This is a genomic window from Streptomyces sp. NPDC002788, from assembly GCF_053592115.1.
In genome coordinates, this window is the sequence record NZ_JBSFVB010000008.1 from 289,558 (window position 1) to 308,403 (window position 18,846).

The 18,846-nt window shown below is 71.6% G+C and carries 19 protein-coding genes; 6 read left to right on the forward strand and 13 right to left on the reverse strand.

Annotated elements, in window-relative coordinates; genetic code table 11:
• Nucleotides 1-150: 150 nt before the first annotated feature.
• A complete protein-coding gene (gene bfr / locus ACWD1U_RS17610; RefSeq protein ID WP_190048923.1) occupies nucleotides 151-627 on the forward strand; it encodes a bacterioferritin in 477 nt (158 codons plus the stop codon).
• Nucleotides 628-633: 6 nt separating this feature from the next.
• Here bfr and ACWD1U_RS17615 read toward each other — a convergent pair whose 3' ends face one another.
• On the reverse strand, nucleotides 634-858 hold the full coding sequence (locus ACWD1U_RS17615; RefSeq protein WP_451108404.1) for a (2Fe-2S)-binding protein: 225 nt from the start codon (nucleotides 856-858) through the stop codon (nucleotides 634-636).
• A gap of 156 nt (nucleotides 859-1,014) precedes the next feature.
• Nucleotides 1,015-2,367 (reverse strand): class II 3-deoxy-7-phosphoheptulonate synthase, encoded by a 1,353-nt coding sequence (locus ACWD1U_RS17620; RefSeq protein WP_451108406.1) that lies wholly within the window; start codon nucleotides 2,365-2,367, stop codon nucleotides 1,015-1,017.
• Between the two features lie 96 nt (nucleotides 2,368-2,463).
• Here ACWD1U_RS17620 and ACWD1U_RS17625 point away from each other — a divergent pair, with 96 nt between their 5' ends.
• The gene (locus tag ACWD1U_RS17625) at nucleotides 2,464-2,520 is read left to right on the forward strand and encodes a trp operon leader peptide (RefSeq protein WP_078602827.1); all 57 of its coding nucleotides are present in this window, start codon (nucleotides 2,464-2,466) and stop codon (nucleotides 2,518-2,520) included.
• Between the two features lie 94 nt (nucleotides 2,521-2,614).
• A complete protein-coding gene (locus ACWD1U_RS17630) occupies nucleotides 2,615-4,480 on the forward strand; it encodes an anthranilate synthase family protein (RefSeq protein ID WP_451108408.1) in 1,866 nt (621 codons plus the stop codon).
• Nucleotides 4,481-4,521: 41 nt separating this feature from the next.
• On the opposite strand, the gene ACWD1U_RS17635 is transcribed toward ACWD1U_RS17630, so the two are convergent.
• The 4 genes from ACWD1U_RS17635 to ACWD1U_RS17650 are packed head-to-tail and all read right to left on the reverse strand — an operon-like array spanning nucleotide 4,522 to nucleotide 8,350.
• Nucleotides 4,522-5,550 carry a 6-phosphofructokinase gene (locus tag ACWD1U_RS17635; RefSeq protein WP_451108410.1) on the reverse strand — a complete coding sequence of 343 codons (1,029 nt, stop codon included), beginning with the start codon at nucleotides 5,548-5,550 and terminating at the stop codon, nucleotides 4,522-4,524.
• 53 nt (nucleotides 5,551-5,603) lie between these two features.
• Nucleotides 5,604-6,293: a response regulator gene (locus ACWD1U_RS17640; RefSeq protein WP_451108411.1), complete on the reverse strand. Its 690-nt coding sequence runs from the start codon at nucleotides 6,291-6,293 to the stop codon at nucleotides 5,604-5,606.
• Nucleotides 6,290-7,516, reverse strand: coding sequence for a MacS family sensor histidine kinase (macS, locus tag ACWD1U_RS17645; protein ID WP_451108412.1), 1,227 nt, complete (start codon nucleotides 7,514-7,516; stop codon nucleotides 6,290-6,292). Before macS ends, ACWD1U_RS17640 begins: the two co-directional genes overlap by 4 nt.
• Nucleotides 7,517-7,561: 45 nt before the next feature.
• Nucleotides 7,562-8,350, reverse strand: coding sequence for a lysophospholipid acyltransferase family protein (locus ACWD1U_RS17650; RefSeq protein WP_451108413.1), 789 nt, complete (start codon nucleotides 8,348-8,350; stop codon nucleotides 7,562-7,564).
• A 202-nt stretch (nucleotides 8,351-8,552) separates the two neighbouring features.
• Between ACWD1U_RS17650 and ACWD1U_RS17655 the strand changes: the two genes are divergently transcribed.
• A complete protein-coding gene (locus ACWD1U_RS17655; RefSeq protein WP_451108415.1) occupies nucleotides 8,553-9,350 on the forward strand; it encodes an alpha/beta hydrolase in 798 nt (265 codons plus the stop codon).
• Nucleotides 9,343-9,963, forward strand: a complete 621-nt coding sequence (locus ACWD1U_RS17660) for a hypothetical protein (protein WP_451108417.1) — start codon at nucleotides 9,343-9,345, stop codon at nucleotides 9,961-9,963. The genes ACWD1U_RS17655 and ACWD1U_RS17660 overlap by 8 nt, the downstream gene beginning before the upstream one ends.
• Before the next feature lie 161 nt (nucleotides 9,964-10,124).
• Here the strand turns inward: ACWD1U_RS17660 and ACWD1U_RS17665 are convergent, their stop codons facing one another.
• The 6 genes from ACWD1U_RS17665 to ACWD1U_RS17690 all read right to left on the reverse strand — a co-directional run bounded on the left by ACWD1U_RS17665 (nucleotide 10,125) and on the right by ACWD1U_RS17690 (nucleotide 15,318).
• Entirely contained in the window at nucleotides 10,125-10,871 is a 747-nt protein-coding gene (locus ACWD1U_RS17665; RefSeq protein ID WP_451108418.1) for an endonuclease/exonuclease/phosphatase family protein, read from the reverse strand.
• Between the two features lie 104 nt (nucleotides 10,872-10,975).
• On the reverse strand, nucleotides 10,976-11,929 hold the full coding sequence (locus ACWD1U_RS17670) for an ROK family glucokinase (protein ID WP_451108420.1): 954 nt from the start codon (nucleotides 11,927-11,929) through the stop codon (nucleotides 10,976-10,978).
• 133 nt (nucleotides 11,930-12,062) lie between these two features.
• Nucleotides 12,063-12,563 (reverse strand): DUF5304 domain-containing protein, encoded by a 501-nt coding sequence (locus ACWD1U_RS17675; protein WP_451108422.1) that lies wholly within the window; start codon nucleotides 12,561-12,563, stop codon nucleotides 12,063-12,065.
• A 105-nt stretch (nucleotides 12,564-12,668) separates the two neighbouring features.
• Nucleotides 12,669-13,835: an ArsA family ATPase gene (locus tag ACWD1U_RS17680; protein ID WP_451108424.1), complete on the reverse strand. Its 1,167-nt coding sequence runs from the start codon at nucleotides 13,833-13,835 to the stop codon at nucleotides 12,669-12,671.
• A 135-nt stretch (nucleotides 13,836-13,970) separates the two neighbouring features.
• A complete protein-coding gene (locus tag ACWD1U_RS17685; protein ID WP_451108426.1) occupies nucleotides 13,971-14,408 on the reverse strand; it encodes an SRPBCC family protein in 438 nt (145 codons plus the stop codon).
• A 112-nt stretch (nucleotides 14,409-14,520) separates the two neighbouring features.
• Nucleotides 14,521-15,318, reverse strand: a complete 798-nt coding sequence (locus ACWD1U_RS17690; RefSeq protein ID WP_451108427.1) for a metallophosphoesterase family protein — start codon at nucleotides 15,316-15,318, stop codon at nucleotides 14,521-14,523.
• 298 nt (nucleotides 15,319-15,616) lie between these two features.
• On the opposite strand from ACWD1U_RS17690, the gene ACWD1U_RS17695 reads away from it, so the two are divergent.
• On the forward strand, nucleotides 15,617-17,413 hold the full coding sequence (locus ACWD1U_RS17695; RefSeq protein WP_451108428.1) for an AMP-dependent synthetase/ligase: 1,797 nt from the start codon (nucleotides 15,617-15,619) through the stop codon (nucleotides 17,411-17,413).
• Nucleotides 17,414-17,661: 248 nt separating this feature from the next.
• On the opposite strand, the gene ACWD1U_RS17700 is transcribed toward ACWD1U_RS17695, so the two are convergent.
• Nucleotides 17,662-18,804, reverse strand: a complete 1,143-nt coding sequence (locus tag ACWD1U_RS17700) for a glycosyltransferase family 4 protein (RefSeq protein ID WP_451108430.1) — start codon at nucleotides 18,802-18,804, stop codon at nucleotides 17,662-17,664.
• Nucleotides 18,805-18,846 lie beyond the last annotated feature (42 nt).

Sequence of the window (18,846 nt, forward strand, 5' to 3'; positions counted from 1 at the left end):
GATGCCCCTGACCGGGGCGACTCCAAAAACGGGACAAATAGAACTAAGCATGCCCTTACTTACTAAGTGCAGACTTACTGGACGATCTTCTTCACCAGTGGAATCATGCGGCGCAACCTGCCAGTCCCCCGCGCGGAAGGAGCCTCTGCGATGCAGGGCGACCCCGAGGTCCTCGAATTTCTCAACGAGCAGTTGACCGGCGAGCTGACGGCGATCAACCAGTACTGGCTGCATTACCGGATCCAGGACAACAAGGGCTGGACCAAGCTCGCCAAGTACACGCGTGAAGAGTCCATCGACGAGATGAAGCACGCGGACAAGATCACCGAACGCATTCTCATGCTGGACGGCCTGCCCAACTACCAACGTCTCTTCCACGTGCGGGTCGGCCAGACGGTCACCGAGATGTTCCAGGCCGACCGACAGGTCGAGGTCGAGGCGATCGACCGCCTCAGGCGCGGTATCGAGGTGATGCGCAGCAAGGGCGACATCACGTCCGCGAACCTCTTCGAGTCGATCCTCGAGGACGAGGAGCACCACATCGACTACCTGGACACGCAACTGGAGCTCATCGACAAGCTCGGTGAGGCGCTGTACCTCGCGCAGCAGATCGAGCAGCCGAGCTAGGCGGACCTAGGCGGCGTCCTCCAGCTCCGAGAGCACCGGCTGACCCCGGTCGGCCAGTTCACGGCGGGGGCAGGCACCCCGGCCCAGGATCGCCTGGATACGGCGCACGCACGACCCGCAGTCCGTGCCCGCCTTGCAGGCGGAGGCTATCTGGCGGGGGGTGCAGGCGCCGCTGTCCGCGTGCTGCTTGACCTGCTGCTCGGTGATGCCGAAGCAACTGCAGACGTACACGCGGTCCACCTCCCGACGGGTCGTTCCAAGGCGCCGTCCCCGTTGATCGGTGAGGCTAACCTAACCTTACCCGCCGGGTGGGAGCCGCAAAAGCGGAGAGGGGCGCGGATCGTATGTGATCCGCGCCCCAGTCGATGCCCGCGACAGGCTGATCCGCTACTGGTCCCTGTACATCTCGGCCACGAGGAACGCCAGGTCGAGCGACTGGCTGCGGTTGAGACGCGGGTCGCAGGCCGTCTCGTAGCGCTGGTGGAGGTCGTCGACGAAGATCTCGTCGCCGCCGCCCACGCACTCGGTGACGTCGTCGCCGGTCAGCTCCACGTGGATGCCGCCCGGGTGGGTGCCCAGCTCCTTGTGGACCTCGAAGAAGCCCTTGACCTCGTCGAGCACGTCGTCGAAGCGGCGGGTCTTGTGCCCGGAGGCCGCCTCGAAGGTGTTGCCGTGCATCGGGTCGGTCACCCAGGCGACGGTGGCGCCCGAGGCGGTGACCTTCTCGACCAGCTCGGGAAGCTTGTCGCGGACCTTGTCGGCGCCCATGCGGACGATGAAGGTCAGCCGGCCCGGCTCCCGCTCCGGGTCGAGGCGCTCGATGTACTGCAGCGCGTCCTCGGCGGTGGTCGTCGGGCCGAGCTTGATGCCGATCGGGTTGCGGATCCGCGAGGCGAACTCGATGTGCGCGTGGTCCAGCTGCCGGGTCCGCTCGCCGATCCACACCATGTGCGCGGAGACGTCGTACAGCTGCCCGGTGCGCGAGTCGACCCGGGTCAGGGCGGACTCGTAGTCGAGCAGCAGCGCCTCGTGCGAGGCGTAGAACTCGACCGTCTTGAACTCCTCCGGGTCGGTCCCGCAGGCGTGCATGAAGTTCAGCGCGTTGTCGATCTCACGGGCCAGCTGCTCGTAGCGCTGCCCCGAGGGGGACGACTTCACGAAGTCCTGGTTCCAGGCGTGCACCTGGCGCAGGTCGGCGTAACCGCCGGTGGTGAAGGCGCGCACCAGATTCAGCGTGGAGGCGGAGGCGTGGTACATCCGCTTCAGCCGCTCGGGGTCCGGGACGCGGGCCTCTTCGGTGAAGTCGAAGCCGTTGACGGAGTCGCCGCGGTAGGTCGGCAGCGTCACGCCGTCACGGGTCTCGGTCGGCTTGGAGCGCGGCTTGGAGTACTGGCCGGCGATGCGGCCGACCTTCACCACCGGCACGGAGGCGGCGTACGTGAGCACGGCGCCCATCTGGAGCAGTGTCTTCAGCTTGTTGCGGATGTGGTCCGCGGACACCGCGTCGAAGGCCTCGGCGCAGTCGCCGCCCTGGAGGAGGAACGCCTCTCCCTTGGCAACGGCCGCCATCCGGGCACGCAGCTGGTCGCACTCGCCCGCGAAGACGAGCGGCGGATACGACTCGAGGTCCGCGATCACTGCGCGCAGAGCCTCGGTGTCGGGGTACTCGGGCTGCTGCGCCGCGGGCAGGTCTCGCCAGGTGTTGCCAGCGGTGGCGCTGGTCTTAGCGTTCACGGTCACGACCTCAACACTACGGGGTCGTGTCGGGCGTCCTGACCCATGCCCAGCAATTGAGACACCCGGTACGACCCTCGGACATGGGGTAAGGTGCCTCGCATGTTCGCGCACTCGATCCAGACCTGGTGGTGGACCGCTCATCCGGCGGCCCGCTGACTGCGCGTACTCAAGACTTCGCGAAGGCCGCCCGAGGGGCGGCCTTCGGTGTTTCCCGGGGTCGTTCCTCACCGACATCGACGGAAGAGGATCCATGGACCTGGGACAGCTCCTGCACGGCACCCGCCCCTTCGCACTGCTTCGCCGCCGCACCCCCGGCCACGACCACGGGCTGGTCGAGGTCCTGATCGGCCCGGTCGCCCGGTACGACCGCCTCGCCGACCTCCCCGGCGAGAGCCTCGCGCTCGTCCCCTTCCGGCAGATCCGCGAGCGCGGCTTCGACGTCCGGGACGACGGCACGCCCCTGGTGGCACTGACGCCCGAGGAGTCGTACACCGTCCCGCTGGCCGACGCCCTGGCCCAGCTGCCGGCGCACGACGTGCGGGTCGAGGGCGGCGGTTTCGATGTCGCCGACGAGGAGTACGCGGAGATCGTCGGGCGGGTGCTGCGGGAGGAGATCGGCCGGGGCGAGGGCGCGAACTTCGTGATCCGGCGGACGTACCAGGGCCAGATCCCCGGGTTCGGCCGGGGCGACGCGCTGGCACTGTTCCGGCGGCTGCTGGAGGGCGAACGGGGGGCGTACTGGACGTTCGTCGTGCACACCGAGGACCGCACGCTGGTCGGGGCGAGCCCCGAGGTGCATGTGCGGATGTCCGGCGGCACGGTCGTGATGAACCCGATCAGCGGCACGTACCGCTACCCCGCCGAAGGGCCGACGCCCGAGCACCTGCTGGACTTCCTCGCCGACGGCAAGGAGATCGAGGAGCTGTCGATGGTCGTCGACGAGGAGCTCAAGATGATGTGCACCGTCGGCGACATGGGCGGGGTCGTGATCGGGCCCCGGCTGAAGGAGATGGCGCACCTCGCGCACACCGAGTACGAGCTGCGCGGCAGGTCCTCGCTGGACGTGCGGGACGTGCTGAGGGAGACCATGTTCGCGGCGACCGTCACCGGATCGCCCGTGCAGAACGCCTGCCGGGTGATCGAGCGGCACGAGGCCGGCGGGCGCGGCTACTACGCCGGGGCGCTGGCCCTCGTCGGCCGGGACTCGGGCGGGGCCCAGACCCTCGACTCCCCCATCCTCATCCGCACCGCCGACATCGACGCCGGCGGAAGGCTGCGGGTGCCGGTCGGCGCGACCCTCGTGCGCGGATCGGACCCGGCGAGCGAGGTGGCCGAGACGCACGCCAAGGCGGCAGGGGTGCTGGCGGCACTGGGAGTGCGGCCGGCACGGCCGCGTGCGGAGAACACGCGCGTGCGCCTCGCCGACGACCCACGCGTGCGTGCCGCGCTGGACGGACGCCGGGCGTCGCTCGCGCCTTTCTGGCTGCGGATGCAGGAGCGCTCGGCGGAGCTGGCCGGACACGCCCTGGTCGTCGACGGTGAGGACACCTTCACGGCGATGCTCGCGCACGTGCTGCGGTCGAGCGGCCTGGAGGTGACCGTGCGACGGTACGACGAGCCGGGGCTGCGGGGAGCGGTGCTCGCACACGAGGGACCCGTCGTGCTCGGGCCGGGGCCGGGCGACCCGTCCGACCTCGCCGATCCCAAGATGCGCTTCCTGCGCGGCCTCACCGCCGAGGTGATCCGCAGCGAACGGCAGGGCGTGCTGGGCGTCTGCCTCGGGCACGAGCTGATCGCGGCCGAGCTGGGGCTGGAGATCGTGGCGAAGGAAGTCCCGTACCAGGGGGCGCAGACGGAGATCGAGCTGTTCGGGCGGCGGGAGACCGTCGGCTTCTACAACAGTTTCGTGGCGCGCTGCGACGACGGGGCCCACCAGGAGCTGGCCGCGCACGGCGTCGAGGTCAGCCGGGCCGGGAACGGTGAGGTGCACGCGCTGAGAGGTCCCGGGTTCGCGGGGGTTCAGTTCCACCCCGAGTCGGTGCTGACACTGAACGGGGCGCGGGTCGTGCGGGAGCTGGTGGGGCAGCTGCGGGGCACCGGCACGCCCTCGGTGTAGCTCGGTCCGGTCGGGGCCGACCGGCCCCGACCGGCCGTCCGTCAGCCGAAGAACACCCCGACCTCCTCGTACAGCTTCGGGTCCACCGTCTTCAGGCGGGCCGTGGCGTCCGCGAGGGGGACGCGGACGATGTCCGTGCCGCGCAGGGCGACCATCGTGCCGAAGTCGCCGTCGCGGACGCAGTCGACGGCGTGCAGTCCGAAGCGGGTGGCGAGCCAGCGGTCGAAGGCACTGGGGGTGCCACCGCGCTGCACGTGGCCCAGCACCGTCGTCCGGGCCTCCTTGCCCGTGCGCTTCTCGATCTCCTCGGCGAGCCACTCCCCCACCCCGGACAGCCGGACGTGCCCGAAGGAGTCCAGCGACCGGTCCTTGAGGACCATGTCGCCGTCCTTGGGCACGGCCCCCTCGGCGACGACCACGATCGGCGCGTACGACGCCCGGAAGCGGGACGTCACCCAGGCGCACACCTGCTCGACGTCGAAGCGCTGCTCGGGGATGAGGATGACGTTGGCACCGCCGGCCAGTCCGGAGTGCAGGGCGATCCAGCCGGTGTGCCGGCCCATCACCTCCACGACCAGGACGCGCATATGGGACTCGGCGGTGGTGTGCAGCCGGTCGATGGCCTCGGTGGCGATGCCGACGGCGGTGTCGAAGCCGAAGGTGTAGTCGGTGGCCGACAGGTCGTTGTCGATCGTCTTGGGGACGCCCACGCAGGGCACACCGTGTTCGGAGGACAGGCGGGCGGCCACGCCCAGGGTGTCCTCGCCGCCGATGGTGATGAGCGCCTCGACCTCCAGCCCGGCGAGGTTCTCCTTGATCCGGCGGATGCCGTCCCGCTCCTTCAGCGGGTTGGTCCGCGAGGAGCCGAGGACGGTGCCGCCGCGCGGCAGGATGCCGCGCACGGCGGGGATGTCGAGCCGGACGGTGTCGTTGTCCAGGGGACCTCGCCAGCCGTCCCGGAAGCCGGTGAAGTCATAGCCGTACTCCTGCACGCCCTTGCGGACGACGGCCCGGATGACGGCGTTGAGGCCGGGGCAGTCGCCGCCTCCGGTCAGTACTCCGACGCGCATGGAACAGTCCCTTCGCCACAGATACCTGACGAAGGGCCAGTGTGACGTGCGCCTCACTCGTCGTCGAGGCCGCGCTCGATCGCGTACCTGACCAGCTCCACGCGGTTGTGCAACTGGAGCTTGCCCAGGGTGTTCTGGACGTGGTTCTGCACCGTGCGGTGGGAGATGACCAGGCGCTCGGCGATCTGCTTGTAGCTCAGGCCCTTGGCGACCAGGCGCAATACCTCGGTCTCGCGGTCGGTGAGCCGGGGCGCCTTCGGCTCGCCGGTGTCCTGGGCGGGGGCGGGTTCGGAGGCCAGGCGGCGGTACTCGCCGAGGACCAGTCCGGCGAGGCCGGGGGTGAAGACGGGGTCGCCGACGGCCGTGCGGCGGACCGCGTCCTGGAGTTCCCCGGTGGAGGCCGACTTCAGCAGGTAGCCGGTCGCGCCGGACTTCACCGCCTCCAGGACGTCGGCGTGCTCACCGCTGGCGGACAGTACGAGCACCCGCAGCGCGGGGTTCGCTGCGACGACCTCCTTGCAGACCTGCACGCCGGGCTTGCCGGGCAGGTTCAGGTCGAGCACGAGGACCTCGGGCGCGGCGGCCTTGGCGCGGCGCACGGCCTGGTCGCCGTCGCCCGCGGTCGCGACCACTTCGAAGCCCGACTCGGCCAGGTCGCGGGCGACGGCGTCGCGCCACATGGGGTGGTCGTCGACCACCATGACCTTGATCGGGTCCCGCCGCTCCCCGGTGCTCTCCGTCATCGCTGCTCCGCCTTCCCCCGTGCGTCCGCCACGTCCTTCGGTACCTTCAACTCGACCTCCGTGCCCTGGCCCGGAACCGAGATCAGCTCCGCGCTGCCGCCGAGGTCGCGCAGCCGGCCGCGGATCGACAGGGCGACGCCGAGCCGCCCCTCGCCCTCGGCCTGGGCGAGCCGCCCCTCCGGGATCCCGGGGCCGTCGTCCCGGACGGTGACGATCACCTCGTCCGGTTCGTCCTCGACCAGGATCCACGCACGCGCCTGCTCCCCGGCGTGCCTGCGGACGTTGTCCAGGGCGGCCCCGACCGCGGCGGCCACCTCCCGGGCGGCGACCGGCGCCAGCGGCACGGGCGCGCCGGGCTCGGCGAGGCTGACCTTCGCCCCGGCGTACGGCGCGAGCAGGGCACGCAGGTCGAGGGGGCCGCTCTGCTCGGGCTCCGCCTCGACGGCCCGGACGACCGCGCCGTCTGCGGCGTCCTCGGAGACCCGGGAGACGGGCAGGAGTCCCCCGGAGACCAGGGTGCGCAGCGCGACCTCCTGCTCGCCGGCCATCCGGCCCAGCTCGGCCGCTTCGCCGCCGATCACAGCGCCGCGCCGCTGCACCATCGCCAGCACCTGGAGCACGCTGTCGTGGATGTCCCGGGCGAGGCGCTCCCGCTCACGCGTGGCGGCCTCGATCTCCAGGGCGCGGGCGAGGGTGCGCTCGGAGGCGCGGGCCACCTCGACGACGTAGCCGATGGCGATGGAGGCGATGCAGACCAGGATGACGTTGTGGACGGTGTCGCGGGCCGGGCTGCCGCGCTCGATCAGGTTGGCGACCGCCACGAGGCCCGAGGCGAGGGCTGCCCAGCGCCAGCCGCCCTTGACGGCGAAGGCCAGGACGGCACCGGCGGTCCATATCGACGGCAGGGTCGGGCCGCCCGCCTGGACCCGCTCGTGCGCGTCGGCGACGGGCGTCAGCAGGATTCCGACGAGGGCGATGGTGAGGTCGGCGGCGAGAAACCGCTTGGTGCAGCGGGCGGCGTTCGCGACCCGGGGCAGCGTGGCCAGGGTCCAGCCGCCCAGCACGGCGTAGTAGGCGACGGCGACCCAGGGGCGGGTGAACTCGTCGTAGGCGGTGGCGAACAGGCCGACCGCGTACAGCATCGTGAGCACCCGGTAGGCGGTGAGTGCCCGCCACAGCGGCTGCTCGACCGACATCCTCATGACACGCTCGCGCTCGGCCATCTGTCTCGCCCCCGACTGAAGTTCTGCCCGGTCCCCGGTCCGCCGCTACTCCGTGTGCTCCTGCTCGGCCTGTTCCCTCTGGGCCTGTTCCTTCTGGGCCTGGTCCTTCTCCGCCTTCGCGAGCGCGGCCTTGGCCGCCTTCTCGGCTTCCTTCTCCGCCTTCGCCGCGTCCGCGAGCTGCCGCTTCATGGCCGTGGCGTACATGTCGACGTACTCCTGGCCGGAGAGCTTCATGATCTCGTACATGACCTCGTCGGTCACCGCGCGCAGCACGAAACGGTCGTGCTCCATGCCCTGGTAGCGGCTGAAGTCCAGGGGCTCGCCGATCCGGATGCCGGGCCGCATCAGCTTCGGCATGACCTTCCCGGGCGGCTGGATCTTCTCCGTGTCGATCATGGCGACCGGGATGACGGGCGCGCCGGTGGCGAGGGCCACGCGTGCGAGGCCGCCGGGCTTGCCCCGGTAGAGGCGGCCGTCGGGCGAGCGCGTGCCCTCGGGGTAGATACCGAACAGCTCGCCGCGCTCCAGTACCTCGATGCCGCTCCTGATGGCGGCCTCACCCGCGCCGCGCGCACCGGAGCGGTCCACGGGCAGCTGGCCGACGCCCTTGAAGAACGCGGCCGTCAGCCGGCCCTTGACCCCGGGCGTGGTGAAGTACTCGGCCTTCGCGATGAACGTGACCTTGCGGTCCAGTACCGCGGGCAGGAAGAACGAGTCCGAGAAGGACAGATGGTTGCTCGCCAGGATCGCGGGGCCCTCGGCGGGAACGTTCTCCAGGCCTTCCACCCAGGGCCTGAAGGCGACCTTCAGCGGTCCCCCAACAGCGACCTTCATCGCGCCGTACAACAACCGAGTGCCTCCTGTAGGTGTCGATCAGACCTTAACCCGGAGCGCTGTCAAAGGCGCCGACGGCCCTGGTCGGTGTCAGTGCGGTCGCGTACGGTGAAGGTCCCGCGAACGACGTGCGACCCCTTCCATGACGTTCCGTGACATTCCGTGATCGTGTCAGTCCCTTCTCACGACCTGGAGGCCGAAGGTGCCGGTCCTTGCCGGAGCCGAGCCGTTTCGCCACGAGGGCGGGGAGGTCGCCGTCCTCCTCTGCCACGGCTTCACCGGTTCACCGCAGTCGCTGCGCCCCTGGGCGGAGCACCTCGCCGAGCACGGCCTGACCGTCTCCCTTCCGCTGCTGCCCGGGCACGGCACCCGCTGGGAGGACCTGCGCATCACCGGCTGGCAGGACTGGTACGCGGAGGTGGACCGCGAGCTGCGTCTGCTGTGCGAGCGCCGCGAGAAGGTGTTCGTGGCCGGACTGTCGATGGGCGGCGCCCTGGCCCTGCGGCTGGCCGCGAAGCACGGCGACGCCGTCAGCGGCGTGGTGGTCGTCAACCCGGCGAACAAGGTGCACGGCCTGGCCGCACACGCCCTGCCGGTGGTCCGCCACCTCGTCCCCGCGACGAAGGGCATCGCCAGCGACATCGCCAAGCCGGACAGCAGGGAGCTCGGCTACGACCGGGTGCCGCTGCACGCGGCGCACTCACTGCGGCAGTTCTTCCGGATCGTCGACGGCGAGCTGCCGCAGGTCACCCAGCCGGTGCTGCTGCTGCACAGCCCGCAGGACCATGTGGTGCCGCCCGCCGACTCGGCCCGGATCCTCAGCCGCATCTCGTCGACGGACGTGAAAGAGGTCCTGCTGGAACAGAGCTACCACGTCGCCACGTTGGACCATGACGCGGACCGGATCCACGAGGAGAGCCTCGCGTTCATCGGCCGGCTCGCGTCCGGGCTCGGCAAGGAGCCCGGTCTCGGCAAGGAAGGGGCGACCGCAGGTGGCTGAGCACGACTCCGACCGCGAGGGCGGGGAGCCGGACGAGAAGGGCGTCCCCTTCGACGAGGCGGCCGCCTGGGCGGCCATCGTCGCCGGGTACGGCGAGGAGCCGCCGGACCCGCCGGGCGCGAAGCCGTTCAAGTCGGTCGAGGACCTGGCGCTGCTGGAGACCGGGACCAACGACGACCGGATGGAGGCGGCCGGGACGGTCATGGACGCCGCGAAGCCCGCCGAGCCGGAGGCGCCGGAGGCCGAGCGGCCCGGCGACAAGCCCGCCAAGCCGCTGGGCGGCTCGGTCTCCTTCGCTCCCGGCGTCGGCCCGCGTGACTACTCCGCGCCCGAGCCCGCCGAGGACGACTTCGACGAGGACGACGAGGGCCACTTCGTGCCGCCGGAGCCGCCCCCGCTGCCGACCGCCGACCCCACCGCGAAGTTCGCGTGGCTCGGCGTGCTCGGCGGGCCGGTCCTGCTGCTGCTCGCCGTGCTGCTCGGCTGGGAGATGACCTGGTGGCTGGCGACGCTGGGGATCGGCGGGTTCATCGGGGGGTTCGCGACGCTGGTGATGCGGATGCGTACGGATGACGAGGAGGACGACGATCCCGGACGGGGTGCCGTCGTCTAACGGGTCCTCGCCCTATGAGCGTCCGATCAGGTCGCGTGGTCCGGTGCCGTGCATCGCAAGGCGCCTAAGTGCCCTGGTAGCGGAGCTGCCTGGGCGCTTCGGCAACACGGCGAGGCGCGGTGCCAGACCACGCGACCCGGGCGGGCACAGTGCAAGGGCCCCTAAGAGGCCGGGACTCTGAGGGCGGCCAGGACCGGGAGGTGGTCGGTGGCCGCCCTCAGGTCCGTGTCGGTCACCCCGGGCAGTCCGGACGGCACACCGCAGCCGAGCACTTCGACGCCCCGGGTCGCGAAGATCGCGTCGATGCGCCGGCCGGGGTCGGCGGGGGTCCAGGTGTGCTCACCACCCCAGGGGGCGGCGACCCGGCAGTCGGTCAGGCCGTCGGCCAGCCGGCGGAAGGCGCGGCCGTCGGGGCGCTCGTTCAGGTCGCCGCCGGCGATCGCGTGCTCCACGCCCATCCCGGCGAGCCGGTCCAGGAGCATGCCGGCCTGCTCGTGGCGCTCGTCCCGCTGGAGCGACAGGTGGCAGCTGAGGACGCCGAGGCGGGCGCCGGCGAACCGGACGACCGCGGTGGCGAAGCCTCGGCGGTGCAGGCCGGGGGTGAGCGGCAGCAGGACGTCCTCCGTGCGTTCGACACCCGCCCGGAGCGAGCAGAGGATCGCCGGTCCCGCGGCTGTGGCCCCGCCGGTCGCGATCACCAGGTCGCTCGCGCGGGCCAGGCGGGCGAGTTTCTTGCGCCAGCGGAAGAAGCGGGGCGCTTCCTGGACGAGGACCAGGTCGGGGGCGCAGGCGCGGATGACTCGGGCCAGGGCGTCGGTGTCGTCGCGCATCGAGCGGATGTTGTAGCTGAGGACCCTGATGACCGCGGAACCATCGGGTTCCGTACGCGAGTTGGGGAGCAGCGACATGTGATCAATTTACGCCCGCCGGCTCGGGCGCGAGGACGGTTACGCGAGTGCCGTTGTCCCTGGCTCGCGCGGTCCCCGCGCCCCTGTGAGCGCGATGCGAGCCGTTACATGATCGGGTCGGGTTCCCGGGCCAGGTCGGCAGCGCCCACCAGGCCGGCCTTGTTGCCCAGTTCCGCCGCACGGACCTCGGCGACCGGGCGCCAGTTGCCGCCGACCAGCCAGCGCTTGTAGGACTTGCGGATCGGGCCGAGGACCAGTTCGCCCTCGTCGGAGAGGCCGCCGCCGACGATGAACGCCGAGGGGTCGAAGAGGGAGGCGAGGTCGGCGAGGCCCGCGCCGGCCCAGCGGGCCAGTTCGCGGTAGGAGTCGACGGCCACGCGGTCGCCCTGGCGGGCGGCCATCGAGATGTGCTTGCCCTCGATGCCGTCGGGCGTGCCGTTGCCGAGGCCGAGGAGGATCTCGGCGTTCTCGGGGGTGGCGTTGGCGCGCTGCTTGGCGTACCTCACCAGCGCCCGCCCCGACGCGTACTGCTCCCAGCAGCCCTGCGAGCCGCAGCCGCACAGCAGGCCGTCGGGCACCATGCGGATGTGGCCGAACTCGGCGGCCACGCCGAAGTGCCCGCGGCGCAGCTTGTTGCCGATGATGATGCCACCGCCGAGGCCGGTGCCCAGCGTGATGCAGATGACGTTGCGGTGGCCCTTGCCCGCGCCGAACTTGTACTCGCCCCACGCCGCGGCGTTCGCGTCGTTCTCGACGACCACCGCGAGGCCCACGCGGGCCTCGACCTTCTCCTTGAGCGGCTCGTTGCGCCAGTGGATGTTGGGCGCGAAGTAGACCTCGGAGCGCTGCCGGTTGACGTAGCCGGCGGCCCCGATGCCCACGCCGACGATGTCGTGCCCGACGCGTGCGCCTTCCACCGCCGAGGCGATGGCGTCCACGATGCCCTCGGGCGTGCCCGGGGTCGGCACCTTGTGGGTCGAGAGGATGTTGCCTTCCTCGTCGACCACGCCGGCCGCGATCTTCGTGCCGCCGATGTCGACGCCGATGGTGAGTCCCATGAATCCCTCAGTTTCGGTCGAGCCCCGCTACGGCCAACGGTACCCGAGGCCCTGCCGTCGGTTCGCCGTCGTCCGCACGCTGGGCGACGTCCGGCGCGGGCATGCCGGACCTCGCTCGCCCGAGGGCGGGGGCTCAGTCGAGGTCGATGCGCTCGCCGGGGCCGGGGTCGTCGCCGCCGTCACGCCGTTCGCCCTGGTCACGGGGATCGTCGTGGGTGTCGCGGCCGGTCCAGCGCTGCTCCTGGGCCTGGACGGCGGAGCGGTAGGCGGCGAGCAGTTCGTTCCCGGCCGCGGCCAGGTGGTCGAAGACGTCCGGGTTGCGTTCGATGACGGGTTCCACGGCGGCCTTGGCCTGCTGGACGGCCTGCCGTACGGCCTGCTGGGCGGCGGGGCCCGCGACCGCGCCGAACAGCGGTGACTGGATGCCGGACAGCTTGTCCGCGACGGCGTCGACGAGTTTCTTCAGTTCCTCGGCCGCCGAGCCCGGGGCGGTGCCGTACTGCGCGCGGCGGCGGGCCTTCTCCGCCTCGAGGTCTTCGGCGCAGGCGGTCGACCAGGCGTCGGCGTCGGACGCCCGCGCCTCGTCCACGGCCTCTTCGCGGGCGGCGCCGGACGGGGGGAGCTCTTCGCTCATGACGGACTCCTGACTACGGTTCGTCCCTCCGACGTTACCCGAACGGAGGTATCCGGTTCACGGGCCGGAACCGGCCGGGTCCGCCGTCTCCGCCTCACTGGCCGGTCACGTCTGCGGCCAGAGCTTCGGGTCGGGCGCGAAGCGGATGCGCAGTTCGCCCTCGCGCAGGGCGGCCCCTTCGACGGTGCAGCGGCGCAGGACGGAGGGCAGGGCGAGGACACGGCGGAAGGGTCCCGCCGTGACGACCAGTTCGTCGCCCCGGCGGACCAGGTCGAGTTCCTCGCGTATGGCGCCGGGCAGCGGGATGTGCCAGACGAGCACGCCGTCCTCGGCGAGCCGGTCGGTCACGGGCCACTCGGCGGCGGGAGCCTCCTCATCGGGGCCGGGCACGGCGAGTGCGGTGAGGTCGTCGGTGCCGCGGGGGTCGCGGCCGAGGTGGGCGACCGTGCGGACGTCGTACGACTCCCGCCACTCCTCCAGTGTCTTGCGCTGCTGGGCGACCGGCCCGGCCAGCCAGGTGTCCGGGGACGCCTCGGGCAGGACGCGGTTGGCGACCACGACATCGGTGCGCAGGCCCCGCAGGGCGAGGCCGAGACCGGTGGTGCGCAGAGCGTCGGCGCCGGCCGGGCCGGGCTCCGCGACCAGCCGCACGACGGTGTCCCGGTCGGCGACGACCGCCTCGGCGGCGGCAAGCTGCACGTCCCAGCGGGCAGCCGTCTCGTACAGCCACTCGGCGGGCATGGGGACGCCGGCGAGCCGGCCCAGGACGGGGCGCAGGGCGCGGGCGGCCTGCCGTTCGGGCGGGAGGAGGCGGCGCAGGTAGCGGCGGAGTTCCTCGGGCAGGGCGAGGAGGGCGAGGGCCTGCGGGGCCGGGGGCAGGTCGACGACGAGCAGGCCGTACTTCTCCGACACCGCGGCGTCGCGCAGGGCGCGCAGCAGAACGAGTTCCCCCGCGCCGGGGAGGGGCGTGAGTTCCTCGGGGTCGAGGCGGGAGGCGCCGACGAAGTCGAGGGCGGAGGAGGCGCGGTCCTGCAGGGCGATGAGGTCCCGGCGGAAGTCCTGGGCGGGGTCGGGGCGCCAGGCGGTGAGGCCGGGGGCGGCTTCGACCGGGACCGGCCCGGTCCGCACACCGAGGGCGGCACCGAGGCTGTCCGTGCGGTCGGTGCCGAGGACGAGGGTGCGGGTGCCCTCGGCTGCCGCCGCCAGGGCGGTCGCGGCGGCGAGGGTGGTACGACCGCTGCCGCCGGGGCCGGTGATCAGGATGGTGCGCATGGGAAGGAACGGTAACCGAGACGCCCTCGGGGGGCGCGGGGAGTGTGAACGCGCGGCTCCGCGGCGTGGTTGCGCCCGGTCACCCCGCACCCGCACCGAAGCCGCCGCTAGAACCCCATGCCGACAGGGCGCGGCCTAGGCCGACTCGACCCTCTTCTTCAGGCCCGCCAGCGCCCGGTCGATGATGACCTTCTCGGCCTTCCGCTTGATCATCCCCAGCATCGGGATCTTGACGTCGACGGTCAGCACGTACGTCACCTCCGTACCGCCCGCACCGGACGGCTTGAGGAGGTACGAGCCGTCCAGGGAACGGAGCATCTGGGACTTCACCAGCGTCCAGGACACCTCGTGCGAGCCGGTCCAGGTGTACGCGAGTACCTGGTCGTCCTTGATCGCGCCCGCGTCCATGACGAGGCGGACCTGCTCGGCGCGGCCCTGGGCGTCGGTCTTGAGGACCTCGGCCTCCTTCACCTCGCCGGTCCAGTCCGGGTAGCGGGCGAAGTCGGAGATGACCGCCATGACATCGGACGGGGCCGCCTCGATGGTGATGCTCGAGCTGGTGTGTTCCGCCATCGCCGTGGCTCCTCCAGATACGGGCCGGTTATGAGGTCGTCGTGCGCAAGCCTGTGCAGCGTGAAGGCTACCGCGCACGGGACCGGCCGATCTCACCCGACCTGGGACGTCCTCACCACTCCAGCGCCCACGGCGTCCCGGTCCCGGCGAAGTGCCCCACGTTCACACACTCGGTTGCCCCGATCCGCATCCGCCGCACCAGCGGCTGGTGGACGTGCCCGAAGAGCGAGAAGCGGGGGCGGGTGCGGCGGATCGCGTCCAGCAGGGCCCGGCTGCCGCGCTCGAAGCGGCGCGCGACCGTGTCGTAGACCAGTTCGGGAACCTCGGGCGGGATGTGCGTGCACAGCACGTCGACCTCGCCCACGGCCTCGATCTTCGCCGCGTACTCCTCGTCGCTGATCTCGTACGGCGTCCGCATCGGCGTGCGCAGACCGCCGCCGACGAAGCCGAAGACCCGGCCGCCTATCTCGACGCGCTGGCCGTCGAGGACGGTCGTGCCGGGGCCGGCGTACTCCTGCCACAGGGGTGGCACGTCGACGTTGCCGTAGGTCGCGTACGTAGGGGTGGGGAACGCGGCGAACATCTCGGCGTACTGCTTGCGCACCGCCTGCTCGATCACCGAGGCGCGGTCCCCGCCGACGCCGGCCCACAGCCGGGCGCCGAACTCCCGGGCCTCCTCGTAGCGGCGGGCGGTGCGCAGGGCGACGATGCGGTCGGCGTTCTCGACGCCGAACAGGTCGGGGAAGATGCCGCGCGAGTGGTCGGCGTAGTCGAGGAACAGGACGAGGTCGCCCAGGCAGATCAGCGCGTCGGCGCCCTCGCCGGCGCGGGCCAGGTCACGGGCGTTGCCGTGTACGTCGCTGATGACGTGCACGCGCGTCCTGCGGTTTCCGGCTGGTGTGGGTGGCATGACGATCAAGAGTAGGTCGAGCGCCGCAGCTGTGAACAGTGGCGGCCCTACCTGCGGTTACTGGCCAGTCATTTAGTGCTTGGACTACTGTGCGCGAAGGAATACCCAACTGTGTGACGCAGCGAACATCTCGACGGGCCCCCCTGTCGGGGAAGCCATACCGGCGGGTAACGTCCGGGCAGTCCAGTCGTGCTCTGCATTTCAACAAGTGAATGCCTGAGTACCTGCCCGAGCCTTGGACCCGCACCGTCGCAGCACACACCGTCGTGGCGCCGGCGCCCTATGAGGAGCAGCAGTCTTGCGCGAGTTCAGCCTTCCGGCTTTGTACGAGGTCCCTGCGGACGGAAATCTGACCGACATCGTCCGCAGAAACGCCGCGCAGCACCCGGACGTCGCCGTCATCGCCCGCAAGATCGGCGGCAGCTGGCAGGACGTCACGGCCGCCACCTTCCGCGCCGAGGTGCACACGGCGGCGAAGGGGCTGATCGCCGCCGGGGTCCAGCCGGGCGACCGGGTGGGCCTGATGTCCCGTACCCGCTACGAGTGGACGCTGCTGGATTTCGCGATCTGGAGCGCGGGCGCGGTGACCGTGCCGGTGTACGAGACCAGTTCGCCGGAGCAGGTGGAGTGGATCCTCGGCGACTCGGGCGCGACCGCGTGCGTCGTGGAGACGGGCGCCCACACGGCCGCCGTCGAGTCGGTGCGCGACCGGCTGCCGGCCCTGAAGCATGTCTGGCAGATCGAGGACGGCGGCCTCGACGAGCTGGGCCGGCTCGGCCAGGACGTCACGGACGAGACGGTCGAGGAGCGCAGCTCGATCGCCCGGGCCGACGACCCGGCGACCATCGTCTACACCTCGGGCACCACCGGCCGCCCCAAGGGCTGTGTGCTCACCCACCGCAGCTTCTTCGCCGAGTGCGGCAACATCGTGGAGCGGCTGCGTCCGCTGTTCCGCACGGGCGAGTGCTCGGTGCTGCTCTTCCTGCCGCTCGCGCACGTCTTCGGCCGGCTGGTGCAGATCGCGCCGATGATGGCGCCGATCAAGCTCGGCTGCCTCCCGGACATCAAGAACCTCACCGACGAGCTGGCCGCGTTCCGCCCGACCCTGATCCTCGGCGTGCCGCGCGTCTTCGAGAAGGTCTACAACTCGGCGCGCGCCAAAGCGCAGGCCGACGGCAAGGGCAAGATCTTCGACAAGGCGGCGGACACGGCCATCGCCTACAGCAAGGCCCTGGACACCCCGTCGGGCCCGTCGTTCGGTCTGAAGATCAAGCACAAGACCTTCGACAAGCTCGTCTACAGCAAGCTCCGCGCGGTCCTCGGTGGCCGGGGCGAGTACGCCATCTCCGGCGGCGCCCCGCTGGGCGAGCGGCTCGGGCACTTCTTCCGCGGCATCGGCTTTACGGTCCTGGAGGGCTACGGCCTGACCGAGTCGTGCGCGGCCACCGCGTTCAACCCCTGGGACCGGCAGAAGATCGGCACGGTCGGGCAGCCGCTGCCCGGCTCGGTGGTGCGGATCGCCGACGACGGCGAGGTGCTGCTGCACGGCGAGCACCTGTTCAAGGAGTACTGGAACAACCCCGGCGCGACCGGGGAGGCGCTGGCCGACGGCTGGTTCCACACCGGTGACATCGGCACCCTCGACGAGGACGGTTACCTCAGGATCACCGGCCGCAAGAAGGAGATCATCGTCACCGCGGGCGGCAAGAACGTCGCCCCGGCCGTGATCGAGGACCGCATCCGGGCGCACGCGCTGGTCGCGGAGTGCATGGTGGTGGGTGACGGGCGGCCGTTCGTGGGCGCGCTGGTCACCATCGACGAGGAGTTCCTGGGCCGCTGGTGCGGTGACCACGGCAAGCCGGAGGGTTCCACCGCGGCATCGCTGTGCGAGGACCCGGACCTGCTGGCCGCGATCCAGGCGGCGGTCGACGACGGCAACGCCGCGGTGTCGAAGGCGGAATCGGTGCGGAAGTTCCGCATTCTGTCCTCCCAGTTCACGGAGGAGTCGGGCCATCTGACGCCCTCACTGAAGCTGAAGCGGAACGTGGTGGCGAAGGACTACGCGCACGAGATCGAGGCGATCTACGCGAAGTAGGACGGCCTTTGGGTGAGCGTCAAATGGCGCGGTGTCCTCGGCGAGGACCCGCGCCATCGTGCGTTCGGCGAGCGCGGTGGTGGTGACGAAACCGAGCGCGGTGGTGGTGACGAAACACCGTCCCGGTCGGCCACGTCCGGCCACAGGAAGCCGGCCAGGGGCCTCCGCCGCGCCCACGCGGCGGAGCCGCACCTTGACACAGCCCCGCGCCCCTGAGTCCGGTTTCCCTACAGCGGGCTTCTCAATTGCTACAGCAGGCTTCTCAGTTGCTCCGCGAGCAGGTCCCAGCGCCACTTCTCCTCGACCCATGCGCGGCCCCGCTCGCCCATCCTGCGGCGGAGCTCGGCGTCGCCGAGGAGGGTGGTGATGCGGTCGGCGGCCTCCTCGGGGGAGCCGCCCCTGACCACCCAGCCCGTCTCGCCGTCGAGGACCGCGTCCGGCGCACCGCCCGAGTCGCCGGCCACGACCGGCAGACCCGTCGCGGAGGCCTCCAGATAGACGATGCCGAGACCCTCGACGTCCAGGCCGCCGCGGCGGGTGCGGCAGGGCATGGCGAAGACGTCTCCGGCGCCGTAGTGGGCGGGCAGTTCGGACCAGGGGACGGCACCCGTGAAGCGCACGGCGGAGGCGACGCCGGTCTCGTGGGCGAGCCGCCGCAGGTCCTTCTCGTACGGGCCGCCCCCGACGATCAGCAGCACGGCGTCCGGCTCGGCCGCCAGGATGCGGGGCATCGCCCGGATCAGGGTGTCCTGCCCCTTGCGCCGTACGAGCCGGGAGACGCAGACCACCACCGGCCGGTCCGTCAGGCCGAGACGGGCCCGCACCTCGTCACCGCCCGAGCCGGGGTGGAAGGTCTTCTCGTCGACCCCGGGCGGCAGCTGCGTCATGCGGGCGGCCGCCTCGGGAGTCAGGGCGGTGGCGATCCGCGAGCGCGTGTACTCGCCGAGGTAGGTGATCGTGTCGGTGGTGTCGCCGATCCGGCGCAGCAGCTGCCGGGCGGCGGGCAGTTGGGCCCAGCCGGCCTCGTGCCCGTGCGTGGTGGCGACCAGCCGCTCGGCGCCCGCGCCGCGCAGGGCCGGCGCCATCAGGCCGAGCGGGGCCGCCGCCCCGAACCACACCGAGGTGCAACCGTGCTCGCGGAGCAGCCCCACCGCCCGCCGGGTGGCACCCGGCGTCGGCAGCAGCATGGTCGTTCGGTCGCGTACGACGGTGAAGGGCTGCTCGGCGTCGAAGGCGCGGGTCGCCTCCACACCCTCCCGGCTCCGCTTCCAGGTCGAGGCGTAGACGACCAGCCGTTGCGGGTCCAGCCGCAGCGCCATGTTGTGCAGGAACGCCTGGATGCCGCCGGGCCGGGGCGGGAAGTCGTTCGTCACGATCAGGGTCTTGCGCACCCCGCCGACCCTACCGAACCGCCCTTCACGGCCCCGCGCGGC